This is a genomic window from Paenibacillus sp. FSL E2-8871, assembly GCF_038000345.1.
In the GTDB taxonomy this organism is placed as follows: Bacteria; Bacillota; Bacilli; order Paenibacillales; family Paenibacillaceae; genus Paenibacillus_AQ.
The window spans coordinates 4780866-4802247 of the sequence record NZ_JBBOBV010000001.1 but is presented as its reverse complement, the minus strand read 5'-3'; the positions used below and the strand labels follow the sequence as shown (position 1 = coordinate 4802247).

Sequence of the window (21382 nt, the reverse complement as noted above, 5' to 3'; positions counted from 1 at the left end):
TTTTAAATGCGCAAGCCCTTTTCGAAAGACATTGTTACAGTTATTTTAACAGTACCCAGCTTCCTGCTACAAAAAAAGCAGGCGCCCCTTTAAGATAAGGATCACCTGCCTTGAATTCATTCCGATTAAATTTAGTTATATTAACTACCCAAGTTTTCGCTCCAGTCATGTACCATTGTGCCTTCAAGGTATTTCTCAGCGTCCATTGCTGCCATACAGCCAGTCCCTGCTGCGGAAATCGCTTGACGGTAACGGGTATCCTGTACGTCGCCGCAAGCGAATACACCCGGAATGTTCGTCTCGGTAGTACCTGGATTTACTACAATATAACCATTGGTATCGGTCGTAATCTGACCGCCCAAGAATCCGGTATTCGGCGTATGACCGATAGCGACAAACACGCCGTCCGCTTCGATGAGTTCTTCAAGCCCTGTATCATTGTTGCGAACCGTCAGTCCCTTAACTCCAGACTCGCCGGTTGTTACTTCAAGCGGTGTACGGTTAAGTGCCCACGCAACCTTACTGTTATCGCGTGCGCGGTCCTGCATAATCTTTGAAGCTCTGAGCTCATCACGACGATGAACCACGGTTACGCTAGAAGCAAATCTTGTTAAGAAGCTGGCTTCCTCCATCGCAGAGTCACCACCACCGACCACGATAATCTTCTTGTTCCGGAAAAAGAAGCCATCACAAGTAGCGCAAGTGCTGACCCCACGGCCCACATTCTCCTGCTCCCCTGGTATTCCTAAATATCTGGCAGAAGCACCGGTAGAGATAATTACCGACTCTGCCTCTAATACACCCAAACCATCTACTGTCACTTTAAATGGACGCTGTGAAAAATCCACTGAATCCACCCAACCATTCTTGAATTCAGCACCAAAACGTTCAGCCTGCTTCCGCATGTTGTCCATTAAATCCGGGCCGAGAATCCCTTCGGGAAAACCTGGAAAGTTCTCCACTTCCGTTGTCGTTGTCAGTTGTCCACCTGGCTGCATCCCTTCAATTACAAGTGGGTTAAGGTTGGCACGTGCCAGATAAATAGCAGCAGTAAGCCCGGCCGGGCCTGTTCCGATTACAATCGTTTTGTACATAACAGTGGCCTCCTCACAATAGGGTTTATGCATCAAGAATTTAGATATTTTCAGTAAACGGGGGAAGACTGTCGCTCACACTTCCCTGAAAACTACATTCATCATCGATACGCCGAGCATAACGACTGACCATCGACACGGATACGTCATAACGCTGAGCTACCTCGCGGTAGGTGACTGGAAGGTTATGCATTTTTGCGATCAGATATTCTAAAGCAGCACACCAGCCTTCCGTTTGACGGATAAAAGGAACATCTGGATATATGCTACTCACGAATTGCTTCCAAAGTAATTCAGCATCTTTTTTCTGGACGGCATCAAATCTCCGGTCCATCATACTTACCGTCTGGTCGATGACTTTTTGCCAATCTTCTCTCCATTCTGGCAATCCCTTCAGACGCGCATTAGAAGTTTCTTTGGCTTCCTGAAGTACATTTTCCTCCGGAACACTACCAATCAGTCGCTGCAGGCTCAGAAGCGCAGCTTCCTGCAGCTTTTCTTCCTGCAATGGCTGTTGTTTCAGAAGTCCTTGTAGAATCTCGGACATTTCTTCATCCTCAATCCAGCGCAGAGCTTCCGTAACCTGAAGCTTCGTATTGGCATCACCGTAGCGAAGTGCCCAGAAGAAGGAAGACCGAAGCAGTGGATTATTCCGCACCTCTTCAGCAAAACTGCCTTTGTTGTCTTTCCACAGCTTCAGCTGCTCTTGAAAGGGGAGCTGATAGTTGTAACTGATTGGAGACAACGCCTTGCCTTCCCCCTGCGCTTGCTGCAGTTGGGCCAGAAAAAATCTCGGCACAGCCGATTCCGGATCCAGCTTAGCAGCTTTTTGCCAGCAACGCTGAGCCTCTGCATAGAGACCGCTATTACTTGCTGCTGCCGCACAGTAATGGTACAAACTGGCGTCACCGCCGACTTCCTCATCTTTCAGCAGGCGCCGAAAATGACCATAGGCAGTTCTATGCCGTCCCAGAATCCCCATGGTTGTGGCCATTTTGAACAAATGCTCCTGGTGAAAAGGAATAGTCGTCTCTAGCAGACGTAATAATCCAGCCAGTTGCCCGCGGTCACCTTCATACTGCAAAAAGATCGCCAAGTTACAAAGTGCGTGCAAATTCCCAGAGTCCTGTTCGAGCACCCGCATAATGCATTCTTTGGCTTTGGTAAAACGACCCATATAGAAATACGCAAGGGCTAGGTTGTTATGCGCCGCCAAGAAGTCTGGCGTATTGCTCACAATCTCTTCAAGCAAAGTTACGGCTTGTGTAAACTTGCCTTCCTCCAACAGCGCTCGGGCCCGCTCATGCTCTATTACCCCTTCCCGGCTTCTAATCCGGATAAGTGGTGCAGGACGATCAAGCTCATATTGCAGAAGTTCCATCAACTCTTCCGATTCGGCCAGAAATTCACCGTTCACATCTTCTTCGAGATAAGTAACAAGTGAGCGTTCTGCCTCCTCATAGCTTTCCATATTGGCGAAGTTGTTAGCCATATAGAAATAACATTCCGTCATTCCAGGATCAATATTCTCCAGCACATGGGTCAAAATGTCGTTAGACGCCTCATAATTACCCATCTCTGATAATACGCCTGCTACGTTACAATGATTTACCGGGTTCTCCGGTTCGTACTCTACAGCTTTGCGAAAATTCTTTAATGCCTTATCATATTGAAAGCGATCCAAGGACCGAACGGCTCTTTCAAAGAAAAAATTGGCATTCAGAGTGACAGGAATAACATTACCATTCTCCTCATACTCTGAAGTTCTCTCCATCATGGAAGCAAGGCACCCCCTTATAAGAAGCTTCCTTTTATACTAACGAAAAAATAGGAGGACGGCGCCCAATGGGGTATACCGGAGCTCCAAACTTAATCGCTATTCCGTTCCCTTTATGGGTGCGGCTATCTTCACACAGTATACCACATGTGACCGCGAGATTCTCAAGTTGAGAAAGACTCTACCACTCCACAAACAGCAACTTTTTCACATAAAAATAAAAAAGACGGGGAATTAAATTCCCGCGTCTCTGAAAAGCTTATCGATCGAACCGCCCTCAAGAATAATACGTGTAGCTTGTGCAAGCATCGGTGCCACCGATAAGACCGTAAACCGACTTGAATGATCATCTGGCAGCGCAATAGAGTCCGTAATGACCACTTCCTGAACAGAGGGATGGTCAAGCCGCTGCAGCGCAGGTCCTGAGAACAATCCATGCGTTGCACAGACGATACTGTCCTTCGCACCTCTCTCTTTCAGACCCTCAACCACATTCACGATGGTAGTCCCTGTATCAATAAGGTCCTCGATAATGATCGGTGTACGTCCCTCGACATCACCAATGACATGAGTGATTACAGATTCATTATGGGCTGGACGCTTCTTGATCATAATGGCAAAAGGTGAATCCAGCTTATTTGCCAGCTTCTCAGCCATAGATGCACGTCCGGCATCCGGAGAAACAATGACCAAATCAGACATAGCCTTGGCCTTCAAATGGCTGCTGATCAAATCGAGAGCAGTCAAATGATCGACCGGAATGTTGAAAAAGCCTTGAATTGCCGCTGCATGCAAATCGATAGTAATTACACGGGTTGCGCCCGCGGTCGTAAGTACATCCGCTACCATCTTAGCCGAGATCGGTTCACGAGGTGCAGACTTACGTTCCTGTCGAGCGTATCCATAATACGGCACAATAATGTTAACTGTACGTGCTGATGCCCGTTTAGCAGCATCTATCATCACGAGCAGTTCCACGAACATCTCATTAATGGGATGGGATAGGGATTGCACCAAAAATACGTCGCAGTTCCGGATGCTCTCTTCGTAATGCACGTAAATCTCGCCGCTCATGAAACGGGTCAGCTTAATCTGCCCCAATTCAACACCAAGTCGCTCTGCAATATCTGCCGCCAGCTTTGGATTCGACGAACCGGAAAAAATACGTAATTGTTGATGATGCATAATACCCTCCTGCGGATTATAAATTATAGTTTGAACGGAACAGTGGTACGACGGCGTCCCTCAAATACAGCCAGCTCACGGAAGCCTGTGTGCCAAAGCATGCTACGTGCCTCTTGCAAGCCGTCACCAAGCTTGGCAGGGTCATGTGCATCCGAGCCGAGCGTAAGCGGTATACCGAGCTTTAAAGCCTCCTGTAGCAGATGTTCCGCCGGGAACATCTCAGCACATGGCTTGGTAAGTCCTGAAGCATTCAGCTCCATGGCGATTCCGCTATCCGCTATAACCTTTAAGGTTTCCAGCTCCAGCGTTCTCACCTCTGCTTTACCTTCTGGTGTCTGAGGACCATAGCCGAACCGTTTAATAACATCCATATGTCCTATAATATCATATAATCCTGATAACGCCGACTTCTTTACAGCATCATAATAAAGGCGATATACCTCTAGTTCATCCTTGCCTTCCCAGCCATCAACCTGTCGATAATCCGTGATATCCCACTCCCCGAGAAAATGCACAGAGCCTATCAGATAATCCCATGGGTAAGGAGATAAAATCTCACGAATTTGATCCTCGTAGCCTTCAATATAATCTGCTTCCAGCCCTACCCGCAGGTCTATGACTCCGCGGTAGCGTTCCTTCAGCGTCAGGCATTCCTCCACATAACGAGGCAGTTCAGCCATTGGCATGGCCATTTCAGGGTAATAGCTAGCAGGATCAACATGGATGAGCGGCAAGTGGTCGGATAACCCTAGCTGCTGAAGACCAAGCTGTATCCCACGCTGCACATACTCCTCAAGCTTGCCCACGGCGTGACCGCAGCGCTCATGATGCGTGTGGTAATCGATATGCATCCGTCAGTTCCCTCCCTAGTACTGGTCCCGGCGTGGGCGCTCGTGGCGGGTACTCAACTCTTCCATGATTTCATCCAGCGGAAGCTTGCGCTCCTGTAGCAGTACTAGTAAGTGATAGATCAGATCACTAACTTCAAGACGCAGCTCGGCATTATCTTTATTTTTGGCGGCAATAATCGTTTCAGAGGCTTCTTCGCCTACCTTCTTAAGGATCTTATCGACACCTTTATCGAACAAATAAGTTGTATACGCGCCTTCCGGACGCTCTACTTCCCGCTCAGCAATCACGCGCTCCAGCTCACCAAGAACAGCAAAACGCTCACCATCCGTAAGGCTAGTAGCTAACGATTTCTGAGATTCCTCGGCTTGGTTATTCAAAGGAATGTCACGGAAAAAGCATGACGTAGCTCCAGTATGGCAAGCTGGTCCTTCAGGGACAACCTTCACGAGCAGTGTATCACTATCGCAATCATAGGATATGGAAGTAATCGCTTGTGTATTGCCTGAGGTTCCACCTTTGTGCCAAAGCTCGCTGCGTGAGCGGCTCCAGAACCAGGTCTGGCCACTTTCCAATGAGAGCTGCAACGATTCCGAATTCATATAAGCAACCATCAAAACTTCTAGTGTGTTAGCATCCTGCACAACGGTAGGCACCAACCCCGTTTCATTCCAGCGAATGCCGGCCAGCGCTTCTTTTTGGCTAATGGATGTATTCTTTTCTGTTTCGCTCATCGGATCTCTACCCCTTTTTGCTTCAAGTCAGCCTTTAAGTCGTTAATGGCAATCTCTTTATAGTGAAAAATGGTCGCCGCCAGTCCCGCATCGGCTTTCCCTTCCGTAAATACATCGTAAAAATGCTCCTTCTTTCCAGCGCCGCCAGAAGCAATCACAGGAATACTAAGTAAATCGCTTACTGCTGAGGTCAGCTTCAGGTCGAAGCCATCTTTCGTCCCATCTGCATCCATACTTGTGAGCAAAATCTCGCCTGCACCCAGCTTTTCAGCTTCCTTGGCCCAGGTCAGAGCACGGATGCCAGTGGGCTTGCGACCACCATGTGTATACACTTCCCATTCACCAAATGCCTCGTTATATTTAGCATCTATTGCTACCACAATACATTGAGAGCCAAAACGGCGTGCACCTTCCAGAATTAACTGTGGATTAGTGATAGCAGCCGTATTAATGCCGATTTTGTCTGCACCTGCACGAAGAATCCGCTTCATATCATCAGGTGTAGAGATCCCGCCGCCCACTGTAAACGGAATGGCGATTTCACCTGCGGTCTGCCGCACAACCTCAATCATGGTCGCCCGGCCTTCTACGGAAGCCGATATATCGAGAAACACAAGCTCATCTGCACCCTCACGGTCATACAGCGCTGCCAGCTCTACCGGATCTCCGGCATCACGCAGATTCACAAAGTTAACGCCTTTGACTACCCGTCCGTCCTTAACGTCAAGACAGGGGATGATACGTTTTGCTAACATTATTAATCCCCCTTTCCATGTGTTTGCCTAAAACATTTTGATCCCCCTAAATCCCGCTCCACTCACTCTATAATCACTATGTTCCCACGATTCTTGCTCTAGCAGGACGACGGGCTCGCGACAACCGCAAGACCACATTCATTTAGGCGATCTGTGGGCTCGCGCTCATGAAATAATAAGCATAATTAGTTGCACAATATGCAGTTATTTCACCCTCCGTCCAGCAAACTAGGTGTTTAACTGCATTTTGTACAATTAAATCTAGGAATGAGCTTAATATAAGCTCAACTCTCATATATAGCTGCACGAAATACAATTAAATTAGCAAACACGCTCTTAATTAGAATAATAGTTGTATGAAGTACACTTATATCATCCATCTGAGGTGTAATGTCCGGTTCTACTAACTTAGTCGCTCGGTAGCTGGTGGCTTATAAGCCTATTTCAGCTTTCTATTGCACAAAATGCAACCAGCACCCCTAAATATGACTTTTCACAGAGTAAGAACGAGTTAATTAGTCAGGTTCGTCAACTAACGCACATACTCAGCACTACTTCTGCCCGAGCGCCTGCAAAGCTTTGGAAAGATCAATATTGCCTGTGTACAACGCCTTGCCAACAATAGCTCCACCCACACCGCTGCCGCTATGCACGTTTAGACGTAACAGATCATCAAGACTGGTGACTCCGCCGGAGGCGATCACTGTTTTACCGCTGACCTTCGCCATGGACACAATGCCCTCCACGTTCGGACCCTGCATCATCCCGTCGCGGGAGATGTCGGTGTAAATGAACGTCTCAGCTCCTTTTGCAGCCAATTCCTTAGCCAGATCCTCAGCACGTACTTCAGAGGTGTTCAACCAGCCATGTGTCGCAACATAACCGTTGCGCGCATCAATGCCGATAGCTACTTTATCACCGTATTTAGCCAATACCGCTTCGGTAAAAGCATGATCGTTAATCGCAGCAGTTCCGATAATAACCCGACTAACACCAAGCCCAAGCAATTTTTCCACGTCCGCAAGATTACGAAGGCCACCGCCCACCTGAACAGGCACATTAGCATTAGCAGCAATAGCGCCGATAATCGCATCATTCACAGGATGACCTGCTTTCGCGCCATCTAAGTCCACCAAATGAATGAACTTTCCGCCCTGCTCTTCCCATGATTTTGCCACCTCCAGTGGGCTATCATTGTATATCGTTTCCTGACTGTAATCCCCCTGCTGCAGCCTGACACATTTTCCATCCCGGATATCAATCGCCGGATATACAATAAAAGAAGACATTTGGCGCTCCCCACTTTCGTTACATTATATTTATAGCGCAGCTTACGCCCGCTCTCCCTTTAATTTCAAAAAATTTCCCAGCAGCTTGATGCCTAGCTCCCCGCTCTTCTCCGGGTGGAACTGCATGCCGAACACATTATCTTGCCCCACAATAGCTGTGACTGGGTAACCATAATCGGTGACAGCCAGCAGATCACTCTCATTCGCTACAAGCGCATGATAAGAGTGCACAAAGTACACATGACCCTCATCAAGATCTGCAAAAAGCGGACTTTGCGGCTGCCTAAAGCTCAGCTTGTTCCAACCCATATGCGGCACTTTATAGCCATCTCTAGGAGCGAAACGCACCACCGAGCCTGAGAGAATATCAAGGCCCTCATGGCTGCCATGCTCTTCACTACTGCTAAACAGTAGTTGCATACCAAGACAGATTCCTAGCAGCGGCTGGGTTCCGGCAGCTACCTGTTTGACCACACGATCCAAACCACTTTCCCGCAGCTGCTCCATCGCATCGCCAAATGCACCGACACCAGGCAGAATGACACTATCAGCAGCGAGAATTTGCTCGGCTTCCCCCGTCACTACACACTCATAACCGAGACGTTCTACCGCCTTGCTCACACTGTGCAGGTTGCCCATGCCATAATCGACGATTGCAACAGTCATGCTACAGCACTCCCTTCGTAGAAGGCACACCCTTCACACGTGGATCAATCAGTGTCGCTTCATCGAGTGCCCGTCCGAGCGCCTTGAATACAGCCTCAATCATGTGATGTGTGTTAGAACCGTAGTGTACGATCACATGCAGCGTAATCCGAGCTTCCAGCGCGAACTTCCATAAGAATTCCTGAACAAGCTCCGTCGAAAAGCTGCCCACCTGCTGTGAAGGATACGTTGCGCGATATTCAAAGTGTGGGCGATTGCTGATATCGATCACAACCTGCGCCAACGCCTCATCCATCGGTACAAAAACACTCGCATAACGTTTGATTCCCTTTTTATCACCAAGTGCTTCGTGCAGCGCTTGACCTAGGCAGATCCCGATGTCTTCAACCGTGTGGTGATCATCAATTTCGATATCTCCTCGCGCCTGTACTGACAAGTCAAACTGGCCGTGCTTCGTAAATAGGTCCAGCATATGATTCAGAAAAGGAACATCCGTCTCCAGCTCGGAAACTCCACTTCCATCTACGTTAAGAGACAGCTTGATATCCGTCTCGTTTGTTTTACGGCTTAATCCTGCTTGGCGCAAGGCCTGTTCATTATTGTTCTCCATATCCGTCTCCACCTTTTCCTTCGTTCTTGAGTCGAATCTCAATGGCTCGTGCGTGGCCTTCTAACCCTTCGCGACGCGCCAGCTCTATAATGGTCTTTCCATCCCGCAGGAGGGCTTCTTTACTGTAATAGATCAGACTTGATTTCTTTATAAAATCATCCACATCCACTGGCGATGAGAAGCGTGCCGTACCATTGGTCGGGATAATATGATTCGGTCCGGCAAAATAGTCGCCCACAGGCTCCGAGCTATACGCTCCCAGGAAGATCGCTCCAGCATTCTCGATGCTGCCCACAAGGCCCATTGGATCCTCGACAACGATCTCTAGATGCTCTGGTGCCAAACGATTCACTACGGAGATTCCCTCCTCCATAGATTCCACAACAATGATCGCCCCGTAATTTTCTACGGATGAACGGGCGATCGCCTGTCGCGGCAGCTCCTGTAGCTGACGCTCCACTTCGGCAGCCACGCTATCCGCCAAGCTCTGCGATGGCGTGACTAGAATCGCTGAGGCCATCTCGTCATGCTCGGCCTGCGAGAGCAGATCCGCTGCGACATAGGCCGGCTCAGCGGTCTCATCTGCGAGCACGACAATTTCGCTTGGTCCCGCGATACTGTCGATGTCCACGGCACCATATACCTCGCGTTTCGCTAGCGCAACGTATATATTGCCGGGCCCACATATCTTATCTACCGGCGCTATGCTCTCCGTCCCAAAAGCCAAAGCAGCTACCGCCTGCGCTCCGCCCACACGGTAGATTTCATTCACCCCTGCTTCTGCAGCAGCAACCAGGATGTAAGGATCAATCCCTTCTTTGCCGCCGGTGGATGGCGGGGTTACCATAACGATCTCCGGCACGCCTGCGATCTGTGCAGGGATCACGTTCATCAGCACCGAGGAAGGATAAGCTGCCTTACCACCAGGAACATATACCCCTACCCGCTTCAGCGGACGAATAATCTGTCCCAGAATCGTGCCATCGGGCTGAAGATCCATCCACGAATTCCGTTTCTGTCTAGCATGAAAAGCCCGGATATTTGCTGCAGCCGCTTGAATAGCGGATACGAAAGATTCTTCTACCCGGCCATACGCCGCCTGAAGCTCTTCCGGCGTTACCCGTAGCTGATTCGGCGTGAGCGTGACCCGATCAAATTGCTCCGTGTAGCGAAGAAGCGCCGTGTCTCCTTCTTTTTTAATCGCGAATACAATTTCCTTTACCGCCTGATTTTGCTCTGGCGTTCCATACTCGACTTCTCGCTCTAGCTTAAAATCCTTGCTCGATACAACCTTCATCGCTGGTTCCTCCCTTTACCCCTTAACATCTGTCACCTACCGTAAATTTGGTTCCCCTATAACCGCCTGTAGTCGGTCACACAGCTGCTGTATCTCTTCATTTTTCATCCGATAGCTCACACGATTGGCCACAAGACGGCTCGTAATTTCGAATATGCTCTTCATTTCAATTAATCCGTTATCCCGCAGCGTTTGGCCCGTCTCTACCATATCCACGATACGATCAGCGAGACCAATCAGCGGCGCAAGCTCAATTGAACCATTCAGCTTCACGACCTCAACCTGCTGTCCCTGCTCCCGGAAATACTTTGATGCCACATTCGGATATTTCGTCGCTACACGCTGCTGAATCCCCGGCTGCCAGTTCGGTAATCCAATGATCGACATCCGGCATCGAGCGATGCCAAGATCAAGCAGCTCATATACATCACGATCTTCCTCCAGCAATACGTCCTTGCCCACGATTCCAATGTCGGCCACACCATATTCTACATATGTAGGTACATCTACTGGTTTAGCTAATATAAACTCCATGCCTGCCTCAGGCAGCGGAATAACAAGCTTGCGGGATGCCTCACCATCCGGTGGAATCGGGAGACCTGCCTGGCGGAACAGCTCAGCAGCCTTTTCATAAATCCGACCTTTTGGCATAGCGACCTTCAAAATCTGTGCCATCGTTAAGTTGCCTCCTTTTCCATTTCCATACAAAATTTATCTTAACCGCTCATTCTTGCTAGCGATATCTCAGCCATGTTCACTTACAAAAGATACAAAGGTATAGATTTCGCCGTACCGCATACCATCTGCTTCGATCGTATCCGTATCTAGACGCTTCACCGTTTCAAGCTCTTCTGGACCTGCTGCTAGTCTAGTCACTACTGCGTGCCCTTCCGACCGTAAGCGTGTTGCCTCTTCCAGACCTTCTTTTCTGCGAGTAGCATCATATTGGATCAAGATAGGCAGCTCTTCCTCTTCGTTAGATCCAGCCACACCATCGAGAATACGATTCGTTTTTAAAGAAAAACCTGTAGAAGGGATCGGACGTCCAAACTGCTGAAGGAGATTATCATATCTACCTCCACTACATACCGGAAACCCTAATTCCGCTGCATAGCCTTCGAAAGTCATCCCTGTATAATAAGAGAAGTCCCCGATCATCGTCAGATCGATCAGCACATGCTGTGATACGCCGTAAGAGACCAGTACCTCCCACACCTTGCATAAATGATCTATCGAATGACGGGCAAGCGGATGATCGCTAAGCTCCAGCGCCTGTCCACAAATCTCCTTACCTCCACGCAGACGCAAGAGTCCATCCAGTTCGTTCTTCTGAGCTTCCGTCAGATCCAGTCGACGTAAGGTCTCACGAAAAGAGACGTAGTCACGGCCCAGCAAATGACTTTTCAGCTCCTCCTGAGCCTCAGGCAATTGTGGAAGTGCCTCTTGAAATAAACCATTCAGAAAGCCTACATGCCCCATCGCGATTTTAAAAGACTTCACACCCGCAGCCTGCAAAGATGAAATTGCGAGCGCCACTACTTCAGCATCAGCCTCAGGTGAATCGTCACCTACCAGCTCGACCCCTGTCTGGAAAAACTCCGCTTCCCGCCCTGCTTCTTCCTCAATGGCACGGAAAACATTAGCGTGATAGGACAACCGCAATGGCAATGGCTCATCCTTTAATAAAGATGCCACAACACGGGCAACCGGAGCTGTCATTTCAGAACGAAGCACTAGCGCCTGACCACGATTGTTGAGCAATTTATAAAGCTTTTGGTCGGACGTAGAGCTAGCCACGCCAACTGTATCGTAATATTCTAGCGTCGGAGTCATCATTTGCTGATAACCCCAGCGACTCATGCAATGCAGTACATCATTCTCAATTTTGCGTAATTTCGTTACGGCCCGGGGCAGATAGTCCCGAACGCCAGACGGCTTCTCAAATCCCTTTGGTTTGGACATCTTCATTGTTCACCTCGTCAGTTATCATTAGATACTGTTTATATTTACTTTACTATGGTAAAGTGGTAGCAAATTAAAGTATTTTCAATATCGTATCATGGTCACTGCTTTTTCGTCAATCTAACGGGGTAAAGCTATGACTTCAATTCTAATGCTTGTATGCTTAAAGCTTGTCTACCTAGGTTGAATTGTTCACAAAGAAAATCTAAATCAAACACTTATGTACTTCGAACCAATACTTGGGAATCCCTTTATTTTGCCTCCACGTTTATCCAATACTATAATGAGCTAATATGATTGTACTTCATAATTCTGTAATTAGTGTTCTAAAAATCTACTTACAACTAGAAAGAAGGGCTAATGCGTGACTAAATCCTATATGATTGGCGTTGATATTGGAACTACAAGTACCAAAGCAGTTCTCTTCGAGGAAAAAGGAGCCATAGCTGCACAAGCTAATGTAGGATATCCCTTACATCAGCCCTCACCCTCAATAGCGGAGCAGGACCCAGAACAAATCCTGAGTGCAGTCTTCCATACTATCTCTAAAGTTATGCGGCAAAGCGGTGTATCTGCGGATGAAATCCTATTCGTCTCCTTCAGTTCAGCCATGCACAGTGTCATTGCAGTTGATAAACTGGGTAAGGCCCTAACTGCCTGCATCACATGGGCTGATAATCGCAGTGCCGGATGCGCACTTCGTTTGAAGGATGAGCTAAACGGTCATGAATTGTATCTACGCACAGGTACACCTATACACCCAATGTCTCCAATCACCAAGCTAATGTGGCTTCGTGAAGAGCAGCCTGACGTATTCCAACAAACCTATAAATTTATTTCCATTAAAGAATACATATTCGCAAGATTGTTTGGCGAATACGTCATCGATCATTCCATTGCCTCTTCCACAGGCATGCTCAATCTAGAGAATCTAGAGTGGGATAAAGAAGCTTTAGAGATTGCTCATATTACAGCGGATCAACTCTCGCGGCTTGTTCCCACCACGCAGATCATGCAAGGGCTGCTCCCTGGACTAGCTGAGGAACTTCTGCTGCTCCCTACAACCCCATTTGTTATTGGCGCCAGTGACGGCGTCCTGTCCAATCTCGGCGTAGGTGCAATTGAACCCGGTGTAGTGGCCGCTACGATTGGTACGAGTGGAGCAATTCGTACCGTAGTGGATCAGCCTCTCACCGATCCCAAAGGACGGACCTTCTGTTATAACTTAACCCCAAAACATTGGGTGATCGGAGGACCCGTCAATAATGGCGGCATGCTGTTCCGCTGGGTACGAGACGAGTTCGCGGCCTCTGAAGTTGAAACCGCCAAACGACTAGGCATTGATCCTTACGAGGTTCTGACTCGCATTGCAGAGCAAGTTCCTGCGGGAAGCGGTGGACTTTTATTCCATCCTTACTTGACTGGAGAACGGGCGCCGCTGTGGAATCCGGATGCCCGCGGCTCCTTCTTTGGTCTTACTATGAACCACCATAAGGAGCATATGATTCGATCAGTACTAGAGGGCGTAATCTTCAATATGTATATGGTTCTCCTTGCTATGGAAGAGCAAATCGGACGCCCAAGCAGAATCCTTGCCACTGGCGGCTTCGCCCGCTCCTCAGTGTGGCGGCAGATGATGGCTGATATCTTTGATCAGGAGGTTGTCATTCCGGAGAGTATCGAGAGCTCCTGCCTCGGTGCGGTTGTACTTGGCCTTTATGCTACGGGTCGTGTAGATTCCTTTGATGTGGTGTTTGACATGATTGGTTCAACCTATAAGCATGATCCATTGGATGAACATACCAAAATATACAAGCAGCTGCTGCCGATCTATATTTCTGTCTACCGTAGTCTCGAAAGCCAGTATCAAGCCATTGCAGAATTTCAGCGAGAACAAGCTGGAGAATAGGGCAAAAATAAAAAGCGTCGGTCTGCCCACATATGTGGGAAAACCGACGCTTTTATATTTCCTTGCAATAGACTATGCACTTTTGGATTCTGCTTTTGCTTTCTGTGGACCCGAGCCGAAGATGATCCAAGCCGATTTAATATATCGGAAGGCAAAGGCCACTACCACCCATGAACCTAACAACGCAAAGAGCCAACCCCCAGCAATCGCTGCGGTATATGCAAGAGAACCCCCGTGAAACGGTAATTTTCTATAGAAAAATAGCAGTAACGGATGCAGTAAATAGATTCCAAAAGAGCAAGCTCCGGCAGATAACAACAGTCTTGTGAGCAAGCTTCGGCCCGCTCCGTACAATAAGAAGGAGACTTGTAGCAACACCACACAAGAGAGTAGCGCATGAAGGTTAGAGAATCCCTCATACCATAAACTATTGATGACTGTTTTCTTCGTATAGTTGTTAAACCATAGCTCAACATGAACAACCCCAGCTACGATCCACAACAACCACAACGTAATCCATACCGGACCTTTACCGGCGCGCCAGCCTTCACGTGAAGGTACCAGCCATTTTTTCAAAGAAGGATAATATACTGCAATCCCAGCACCCAGCAAGAAATACGAGAAATAAGTGATTGCCAGACTGCCCTTGGACAACTGCCAATACCCGTTATTAGTCATGTATTTATTCAGCAACACAAAACCCCATTGTAGAACCAATCCGATTAGCGGTGCCCAAGCCGCCAGACGACGAACCTTTTGCAGACACCACAGAATGAGCGGAAACAATACGTAGAACTGAATAATGATAATAATATAATACAAATGCGTGTATGCTGTTCCTGTCCACAAATACTTCCAAAGCTTAGAAGCCATCTCCCCTGGAGGTAAACTCCATGTATGTCCCGCCGTCATTTTTAATGCAAAATACAACAGTGAAAATAGTACATAAGGCACGATAATATAAAGCAGCCTTCTACTGTAGAACTTCCCCAGCGTCTTTCCGCCCAGAGGACGATCAATATAGTTATAGAACAGCACGAACCCACTCAAAAATATGAATGAAGGTACAGCAAACTGGCTGAATTTATTAATAAATAAGAACGGATGAAACATGTTTGTACCTAGTGTCTCCGCCAACGTTCGCGAAGTAGCATGAATAGCTAGCACTGCAAAAATAGCAATCGCTCGAAAAATATCCAGCTGCGGAATTCTTTCTTTTTGTCTCATTATCTTTCCTCCTGTTAAGCTCCGCATCAAAATGATGCCTAATCAAGTATTAACCTTCCTCATCTCCTCCGAGGCATGTCCTGACTTTACCTTGGAACTAGACTCTAGAGACCGAGGAACACTTCCCAAGAAGATCCATGACTTAGAAATTCGGCGAAAAGCAAACTGCACCATGAACCAGCTTCCTCCCAGTGCAACTACAAGTCCTCCATAGATGAAGAACACATAAGTTAGCGATTCCAAGGGAATATGATATCGGAACCTGCGATATATCGCCAGCAATAGCGGATGAATCAAATAAATTGCAAATGACAACTCACCTAAACGAGTCAAGAAAGCAACGATCACACGAGGGGCCTTACGATAAAGCAAAAATGCAGCGTATATCAGAACCAATGCCGATAACATCGTATGAACATTCCATAACAGCTCGTACCACAGCGAATCCGTCCACACCCCAAAATGGCGGGCTACATACCATAGCTGCACATGGATAAAGGCTGCAATTAACCACAAGCTCACTAATAAGGCAGTCCATCTCTTTTGCTTGGCAGCCAGCTCACTCCATGGCTTTATCAACCACAGCTTCACCTTCTCAAAGTGAATGGCGAGATAAGCACCCATCATATAATAGGCCAGGTAGGAGATCGCCAAGCTCCCTTTTTCAACAATGTGCAGTTCGTACTTATTCCAAAAAATAAAACCCCACTGAAGCGCCAAACCCACCGGTATCGCCCATTTCATTAAGAAGCGGCAACTCTGCAGTAGCTTAAGCAGCACTGGAAAAAGCAAATAAAACTGAATGCTAATAAAGACAAAATACAAATGCGCATATGCGGAACCCGAAAATAACGCTCTAGAAAAGCTTAACAAGTTGTCTCCAAAGTTCTGCATCAATCGTCCGTTCACATATAGAGTTAGTGCATAATAGCCCATAGAAGCTAGCAAATAAGGCAGTAAGATATACTTTAATCGTCGACGGTAGAAATTAATGATCAAGCTACGTGTCACAGGACGACCATAATAATTATAAAACAATACGAAGCTGCTAAGGAAAATAAATGAGGGCGTACCGAATTTAAAGAAAATGTTAATCCAGTTCAGCCAGTAATAATAAGGTGAATGCAGTGCCTGCTCTCCAGCAGCAAAAGATGAGGCATGCACATGCAGCACTCCTAATATAGCTAGAGCTCTGAAAATATCCAGCTGGGGCAGCCTTTCCTGTCTCACAGTATTCATATTAAATTCCTCTTCTCTACTATGATGGTTGTTCATAGAGACGCTAAGCGGAATGTGGAAACTGAACATACCAGGAAGTCTGCACTTGCTGAATTTACATTCTGATATTTGACGCTGAATGCCTAGCGTGGGATTTACGTGATTACTAAGGTTAATTATACCGCCTACATCCGAATAAAAAACTTAAGAAGATCTTAAAGTTTTCTTAATATGCTTCTCCAAGACGCAAGAAACCCTGCAGATCCTGCGCTAAAAAAACGCAATATGAAACTGCAGGGTTTACGAAGCATCTTTTACACTTGTTCCGAAGAATCTTCCGATGAAGCTAGACGTAGCTCTCGCAGTGGATTGCCTCCTACAAAAGAGCCAGCCGCCACATTCTTGTGTACTACTGATCCTGCGGCAACAACTGCCCAATCACCGATGGTTACACCGGGAAGAATCGTTGTATTCGCGCCAATCAATACATTTTCACCAATCACTACTTCTCCCAGGCGATACTCCTTGATTAAATACTCATGCGCCAATATCGTCGTGTTATAACCGATAATAGAGTTCTCACCCACCGTTATTTTTTCCGGAAAAAATACATCCACCATCGCCATCAGACCGAAGGAGGTATGCTTGCCTACCTTCATCCCGAGAATCTGACGATAGATCCAGTTCTTTAACGGTAGAATCGGGCAATAACGGGCAATCTGAATAAAAATAAAATTGCGGACACCCTTCCACGGGCTGACCGTACGGTAAATGTACCAAAGTGAGTTATGACCTTCTACAGGATATCGGGTTACGTTTCTCACGATTCACTCGTTCCTCGCTCCACAATTTCTATAATATCCTTCATGTTATGGATGATATAGTCGGGATCATACTTGCGGAGAGTCTCTTCGCCTTTTAAAGACCACGATACTCCAGCCGCATATACACCAGCAGCTTTTGCTGACTGAATATCAACCGTACTGTCACCCACCATAAGAGTTTTACGAGGATCAACACCAAGGTTATTGACTGCTGTCAGAACAGGCTCTGGATGTGGCTTTGGTTCAGTAACATCGTTCACCGTCACAATCGTATCCATGTACTTTAGCAAATCAAACATCTCAAGCGATTTAATCGTTGTTGGACGAATTTTTGTGGTCACAATCCCCATTTTAATTCCACGACGTAAGAGCTCTTCCATTGTCTCATTCACTTGAGGAAAGGGACGTACTAACTCATCGTGATGTTCATAATTATAAGAACGGTAGGATTTCTCAAGCGCACCACTTACATCCTCAAGTCCAGAGAAGACTCTCATCTGTTGCTGAAGGGTTGTGCCCATATGCGGAATAATCTCTTCCCTAGTGAGTGGAGCTAGACCATTATCCTTCAGCGCGTACATAAACGAACTAATAATTAGCTCATTCGTATCGACAATCGTTCCATCTAGATCAAAAAGAACGCATTCTATCATAAGCTTTACTGCTCCTTCTTATCTCCATCCGCTGGCTGTCCTTGCTCAGGTTGAGCCCCGTGACGAGCTTTCTGCGGTGTATTTACTGCGCTTTCAGGCACTATGGTATCTGCTTTGATTGGTTTAGTACATACGATAGGATCAGAATAATGTGCTTTAGGCTCTCCGGTGACCCTACGAATAATGATAAGCAGTACAGCTGCGACGATGATCAGTAGAGCAAGCAGCTGAGAAATACGAATATTTCCATAGCTTGGGTCCAAGTATCCTTGCTCAAAGCCTAACCATTCCATCGGTTTCCACAATCCGTTCATAAAGGATGCCAAGCCTGCACTTCCATTAAAGGCCAAGCTGTCCGTACGTATGGCTTCAATGAAGAAACGACCGATGGAATACCATATAAAGTAAGACATGAAGATCTCACCGGCTCGCACAAACTTCTGACGACGAAGTAGCATTAGTAGCGCGATACCCAGTAAGCTCCAAAGAGATTCATACAAGAAGGTCGGATGATGAAAAGCATCCCCTATGTACATTTGGTTCACAATGAAGTCCGGTAAATGCAGTTTATCCCGTAAAAAAGACTCTTCAACCACGCTGCCGTATGCCTCTTGGTTGACAAAGTTTCCCCAGCGTCCAATCATTTGACCCGCAAGTAGTCCAGGTGCACAAATATCAACGATACGCCAGAAGGGGTAGCCTTTATAGCGGAAATAAATAATCCCGCAAATAATGGCTCCAATTAACGCACCGTAAATGGCGATGCCACCATTCCAGATCTTAAAGACATCTATTAAATTATCCTTATAATCCTCCCATTTAAACGCTACAAAGTAAATCCGTGCCCCAATAATGGCCGAAGGCACACCTAGCAGCAGCATATCCATAAAGAATTCTTGTGGTATACCAAACCGTTTGCCCTCGCGGATCGCAAGAAATAACCCCGCGAGTGCACCGAAACCTAGTATTAATCCGTACCAGTGTACTTGCAGTGATCCAATTGAGAAGACAATAGGATTTAGTGCTAATGGGAACATTCTCTCACACTCCTAATCGAGATCATCCATATCTTCAGATATGGTCGCAGTTAGCTTATTCGTGAACTGCAGGGCTGCATTAAAGCCCATTTGTTTCAGGCGATAGTTCATCGCTGCAACCTCTATAATAACTGCAAGGTTACGTCCTGGGCGTACGGGAATCGTTACAAGCGGAACATCTGTGTCAATAATCCGTGTCGTTTCCTCATCAAGTCCAAGTCGATCATACTGCTTGTCTTGCTGCCAAGCTTCCAATCTAACAACAAGTGTAATCCGTTTATGATTACGAATGGCACCCGCACCAAAAAGTGTCATTACATTAATGATACCTACTCCACGGATCTCCAGTAAATGACGGATTAACTCAGGGGCTGTACCATGCAGCTGGTTATCTGAAGTCTGACGGATCTCTACGGCATCATCAGCAATCAATCGATGACCGCGTTTTACGAGTTCAAGGGCTGTTTCACTTTTACCAATCCCACTACTACCCGTAATTAGCATACCTACACCATATACATCACAAAGTACGCCATGAATAGTCGCCGTAGGGGCTAATTTTCCTTCTAGGAAGCTCGTCAAACGGCTGGAGAAAATAGTCGTAGCCATCGAGCTGCGAAGCACAGGAAGAGCCTTTTCATTACTTATGTCAATTAACTCCTGAGGCACTTCCAAACCACGTGTAATTACAATACAAGGTGTGTTATCATTGCAAATTCCACGAAGTCGACTTTTCCGCTCAGCTTCGGGCAGCATGGAGAAAAAAGCGAGTTCTGTTTTGCCTAGCAATTGAACACGTTCTTCTGGATAATATTCAAAATAACCAGCAATCTCTAGTCCAGGGCGATTCAGGTCATCGACCGTAATGGGTCTCTTTAGACCTTCCTGGCCGGAAATAACCTCTAATTGAAAATGCTGTACCAATTCAGATACTTTTACTTTCTTAGCCATGTAATTTCGTCCTTTCGTCACCTGCGGTATTTGTCCGCTTACTGCGTCCGGTTGGCAGCGATCTCTTTACATTCCGGAGGTAATTCTCCTGCTATCTTAATTGATAACGCTTATGAATGCAATCTTAGCGCCTAACCAAACAGGGGCCATCTAAACAATAAAGCCACCCTTTCGGGTGGCTTTATCAAGAGAGAAAAGATCTTTACAATCTTATCCCAACAAAATGTTAGCTTCGGATTCTTTATCAAAGAAGTGAATTTTGTTCATATCAATAGCCAATTTAGGCTTGCTGCCTTCGCGAGTAGTGGAACGTCCATCTACACGAGCGATTACAGTAGATTTACCAAGGCCGCTCAAGTAAAGGAGCATTTCGTGACCAAGGTTTTCAGTAACATCAACCAATGAAGTGAAGATTGTGTTCGGGGAAGCTTCCAAGAATACTGGCTCTTCATGGATATCTTCTGGACGAACGCCCATGATTACTTCTTTACCGATGTAACCTTTGTTGCGGATGATTTGAGCTTTTCCGCCTGGTACTTCAACATCAAGGTTCTCAGCACGGAAACGGATAGAACCGCTCACTTCGGACAAAGTACCATTGATAAAGTTCATTGTAGGGGATCCGATAAATCCAGCTACGAACAAGTTTGTAGGTTCATTGTACAACTCTTCAGGGGAAGCTGCTTGTTGAATGATACCATCATACATAACTACGATGCGATCACCCATTGTCATAGCTTCTGTTTGGTCATGCGTTACGTAGATACAAGTAGTTTCAAGGCGCTTAACCAGTTTAGTGATTTCAGCACGCATTTGACCACGAAGTTTAGCATCCAAGTTGGAAAGAGGCTCATCCATCAAGAAGACTTGTGGATCACGTACGATAGCGCGTCCCAAAGCGACACGTTGGCGTTGACCACCGGAAAGCGCTTTTGGTTTACGATCTAGCAAATGCTCGATATCAAGAATTTTAGCAGCTTCGCGAACTTTCTTGTCGATTTCATCCTTCTTCACTTTACGAAGTTTCAAACCGAAAGCCATGTTTTGGTATACGCTCATATGCGGATACAGGGCGTAGGATTGGAATACCATCGCGATATCGCGGTCTTTAGGTGCAACGTCATTAACTACACGATCGCCAATGTACATTTTACCTTCGGAGATTTCTTCCAAACCAGCGATCATACGCAAAGTTGTGGATTTACCGCAACCGGAAGGTCCAACCAATACTAGAAATTCCTTATCTTTAATATCAAGATTGATATCGATTACTGTTGCTTTATCTGAACCCGGGTATTTTTTGAAAATATGCTCTAAACGTACGCCTGCCATTGTATTTCCCCCT

General features: G+C 46.7%; 20 protein-coding genes. 1 reads left to right on the top strand and 19 read right to left on the bottom strand.

The window, feature by feature from the left end; all coding sequences use genetic code 11:
• Window positions 1-140 precede the first annotated feature (140 nt).
• From trxB to NYE25_RS21810, 12 genes are all read right to left on the bottom strand, one after another.
• Window positions 141-1094, bottom strand: coding sequence for a thioredoxin-disulfide reductase (gene trxB, locus NYE25_RS21865; RefSeq protein ID WP_341146811.1), 954 nt, complete (start codon window positions 1092-1094; stop codon window positions 141-143).
• Window positions 1095-1134: 40 nt separating this feature from the next.
• Window positions 1135-2871 carry a tetratricopeptide repeat protein gene (locus NYE25_RS21860; protein ID WP_076286824.1) on the bottom strand — a complete coding sequence of 579 codons (1737 nt, stop codon included), beginning with the start codon at window positions 2869-2871 and terminating at the stop codon, window positions 1135-1137.
• Between the two features lie 234 nt (window positions 2872-3105).
• Window positions 3106-4056 (bottom strand): ribose-phosphate diphosphokinase, encoded by a 951-nt coding sequence (locus NYE25_RS21855; protein ID WP_042123288.1) that lies wholly within the window; start codon window positions 4054-4056, stop codon window positions 3106-3108.
• 23 nt (window positions 4057-4079) lie between these two features.
• Window positions 4080-4907 carry a histidinol-phosphatase HisJ gene (gene hisJ, locus NYE25_RS21850; RefSeq protein ID WP_341146810.1) on the bottom strand — a complete coding sequence of 276 codons (828 nt, stop codon included), beginning with the start codon at window positions 4905-4907 and terminating at the stop codon, window positions 4080-4082.
• A gap of 15 nt (window positions 4908-4922) precedes the next feature.
• On the bottom strand, window positions 4923-5639 hold the full coding sequence (hisIE, locus tag NYE25_RS21845; protein ID WP_341146809.1) for a bifunctional phosphoribosyl-AMP cyclohydrolase/phosphoribosyl-ATP diphosphatase HisIE: 717 nt from the start codon (window positions 5637-5639) through the stop codon (window positions 4923-4925).
• Complete coding sequence (gene hisF, locus NYE25_RS21840; protein WP_042123282.1) at window positions 5636-6394, bottom strand: imidazole glycerol phosphate synthase subunit HisF; 759 nt, start codon at window positions 6392-6394, stop codon at window positions 5636-5638. The genes hisIE and hisF overlap by 4 nt, the downstream gene beginning before the upstream one ends.
• Window positions 6395-6945: 551 nt before the next feature.
• Window positions 6946-7683 (bottom strand): 1-(5-phosphoribosyl)-5-[(5-phosphoribosylamino)methylideneamino]imidazole-4-carboxamide isomerase, encoded by a 738-nt coding sequence (gene hisA, locus NYE25_RS21835; protein WP_076286827.1) that lies wholly within the window; start codon window positions 7681-7683, stop codon window positions 6946-6948.
• Between the two features lie 42 nt (window positions 7684-7725).
• Complete coding sequence (gene hisH, locus NYE25_RS21830; protein ID WP_339268140.1) at window positions 7726-8349, bottom strand: imidazole glycerol phosphate synthase subunit HisH; 624 nt, start codon at window positions 8347-8349, stop codon at window positions 7726-7728.
• Between the two features lies 1 nt (window position 8350).
• Window positions 8351-8959: an imidazoleglycerol-phosphate dehydratase HisB gene (gene hisB / locus NYE25_RS21825; RefSeq protein WP_036687073.1), complete on the bottom strand. Its 609-nt coding sequence runs from the start codon at window positions 8957-8959 to the stop codon at window positions 8351-8353.
• Entirely contained in the window at window positions 8946-10256 is a 1311-nt protein-coding gene (gene hisD / locus NYE25_RS21820) for a histidinol dehydrogenase (RefSeq protein WP_076286830.1), read from the bottom strand. The genes hisB and hisD overlap by 14 nt, the downstream gene beginning before the upstream one ends.
• A 36-nt stretch (window positions 10257-10292) precedes the next feature.
• Window positions 10293-10931 (bottom strand): ATP phosphoribosyltransferase, encoded by a 639-nt coding sequence (gene hisG, locus NYE25_RS21815; protein WP_042123270.1) that lies wholly within the window; start codon window positions 10929-10931, stop codon window positions 10293-10295.
• 69 nt (window positions 10932-11000) lie between these two features.
• Window positions 11001-12218: an ATP phosphoribosyltransferase regulatory subunit gene (locus NYE25_RS21810; RefSeq protein WP_339799667.1), complete on the bottom strand. Its 1218-nt coding sequence runs from the start codon at window positions 12216-12218 to the stop codon at window positions 11001-11003.
• A gap of 379 nt (window positions 12219-12597) precedes the next feature.
• Between NYE25_RS21810 and gntK the strand changes: the two genes are divergently transcribed.
• Window positions 12598-14127, top strand: coding sequence for a gluconokinase (gene gntK, locus NYE25_RS21805; protein WP_341053375.1), 1530 nt, complete (start codon window positions 12598-12600; stop codon window positions 14125-14127).
• A gap of 72 nt (window positions 14128-14199) precedes the next feature.
• Here gntK and NYE25_RS21800 read toward each other — a convergent pair whose 3' ends face one another.
• The 7 genes from NYE25_RS21800 to NYE25_RS21770 all read right to left on the bottom strand — a co-directional run bounded on the left by NYE25_RS21800 (window position 14200) and on the right by NYE25_RS21770 (window position 21369).
• Window positions 14200-15354, bottom strand: a complete 1155-nt coding sequence (locus NYE25_RS21800; protein WP_341146808.1) for an acyltransferase — start codon at window positions 15352-15354, stop codon at window positions 14200-14202.
• 42 nt (window positions 15355-15396) lie between these two features.
• Window positions 15397-16593: an acyltransferase gene (locus tag NYE25_RS21795; protein ID WP_341146807.1), complete on the bottom strand. Its 1197-nt coding sequence runs from the start codon at window positions 16591-16593 to the stop codon at window positions 15397-15399.
• Window positions 16594-16886: 293 nt separating this feature from the next.
• On the bottom strand, window positions 16887-17396 hold the full coding sequence (locus NYE25_RS21790; protein WP_341146806.1) for an acyltransferase: 510 nt from the start codon (window positions 17394-17396) through the stop codon (window positions 16887-16889).
• Window positions 17393-18049 carry a pyrophosphatase PpaX gene (gene ppaX, locus NYE25_RS21785; RefSeq protein WP_076286834.1) on the bottom strand — a complete coding sequence of 219 codons (657 nt, stop codon included), beginning with the start codon at window positions 18047-18049 and terminating at the stop codon, window positions 17393-17395. The genes NYE25_RS21790 and ppaX overlap by 4 nt, the downstream gene beginning before the upstream one ends.
• Window positions 18050-18054: 5 nt before the next feature.
• Window positions 18055-19086: a prolipoprotein diacylglyceryl transferase gene (gene lgt, locus NYE25_RS21780; protein ID WP_076286835.1), complete on the bottom strand. Its 1032-nt coding sequence runs from the start codon at window positions 19084-19086 to the stop codon at window positions 18055-18057.
• A 12-nt stretch (window positions 19087-19098) separates the two neighbouring features.
• Entirely contained in the window at window positions 19099-20037 is a 939-nt protein-coding gene (hprK, locus tag NYE25_RS21775) for an HPr(Ser) kinase/phosphatase (protein ID WP_042183988.1), read from the bottom strand.
• A gap of 210 nt (window positions 20038-20247) precedes the next feature.
• Window positions 20248-21369, bottom strand: a complete 1122-nt coding sequence (locus NYE25_RS21770) for an ABC transporter ATP-binding protein (RefSeq protein WP_042123255.1) — start codon at window positions 21367-21369, stop codon at window positions 20248-20250.
• Window positions 21370-21382: the final 13 nt, after the last annotated feature.

What these genes read in the sequence shown, in the direction of transcription:
- NYE25_RS21795 (WP_341146807.1), bottom strand. Translation starts at nt 16,593, where the DNA reads ATGAATACTGTGAGACAGGAAAGGCTGCCCCAGCTGGATATTTTCAGA.
- gntK (WP_341053375.1), top strand. Translation starts at nt 12,598, where the DNA reads ATGATTGGCGTTGATATTGGAACTACAAGTACCAAAGCAGTTCTCTTC.
- hisD (WP_076286830.1), bottom strand. Translation starts at nt 10,256, where the DNA reads ATGAAGGTTGTATCGAGCAAGGATTTTAAGCTAGAGCGAGAAGTCGAG.
- hisIE (WP_341146809.1), bottom strand. Translation starts at nt 5,639, where the DNA reads ATGAGCGAAACAGAAAAGAATACATCCATTAGCCAAAAAGAAGCGCTG.
- NYE25_RS21810 (WP_339799667.1), bottom strand. Translation starts at nt 12,218, where the DNA reads ATGTCCAAACCAAAGGGATTTGAGAAGCCGTCTGGCGTTCGGGACTAT.
- hisH (WP_339268140.1), bottom strand. Translation starts at nt 8,349, where the DNA reads ATGACTGTTGCAATCGTCGATTATGGCATGGGCAACCTGCACAGTGTG.
- hisG (WP_042123270.1), bottom strand. Translation starts at nt 10,931, where the DNA reads ATGGCACAGATTTTGAAGGTCGCTATGCCAAAAGGTCGGATTTATGAA.
- hisA (WP_076286827.1), bottom strand. Translation starts at nt 7,683, where the DNA reads ATGTCTTCTTTTATTGTATATCCGGCGATTGATATCCGGGATGGAAAA.
- NYE25_RS21800 (WP_341146808.1), bottom strand. Translation starts at nt 15,354, where the DNA reads ATGAGACAAAAAGAAAGAATTCCGCAGCTGGATATTTTTCGAGCGATT.
- hisF (WP_042123282.1), bottom strand. Translation starts at nt 6,394, where the DNA reads ATGTTAGCAAAACGTATCATCCCCTGTCTTGACGTTAAGGACGGACGG.
- lgt (WP_076286835.1), bottom strand. Translation starts at nt 19,086, where the DNA reads ATGTTCCCATTAGCACTAAATCCTATTGTCTTCTCAATTGGATCACTG.
- hprK (WP_042183988.1), bottom strand. Translation starts at nt 20,037, where the DNA reads ATGGCTAAGAAAGTAAAAGTATCTGAATTGGTACAGCATTTTCAATTA.
- ppaX (WP_076286834.1), bottom strand. Translation starts at nt 18,049, where the DNA reads ATGATAGAATGCGTTCTTTTTGATCTAGATGGAACGATTGTCGATACG.
- hisB (WP_036687073.1), bottom strand. Translation starts at nt 8,959, where the DNA reads ATGGAGAACAATAATGAACAGGCCTTGCGCCAAGCAGGATTAAGCCGT.
- trxB (WP_341146811.1), bottom strand. Translation starts at nt 1,094, where the DNA reads ATGTACAAAACGATTGTAATCGGAACAGGCCCGGCCGGGCTTACTGCT.
- NYE25_RS21860 (WP_076286824.1), bottom strand. Translation starts at nt 2,871, where the DNA reads ATGATGGAGAGAACTTCAGAGTATGAGGAGAATGGTAATGTTATTCCT.
- NYE25_RS21855 (WP_042123288.1), bottom strand. Translation starts at nt 4,056, where the DNA reads ATGCATCATCAACAATTACGTATTTTTTCCGGTTCGTCGAATCCAAAG.
- hisJ (WP_341146810.1), bottom strand. Translation starts at nt 4,907, where the DNA reads ATGCATATCGATTACCACACGCATCATGAGCGCTGCGGTCACGCCGTG.
- NYE25_RS21770 (WP_042123255.1), bottom strand. Translation starts at nt 21,369, where the DNA reads ATGGCAGGCGTACGTTTAGAGCATATTTTCAAAAAATACCCGGGTTCA.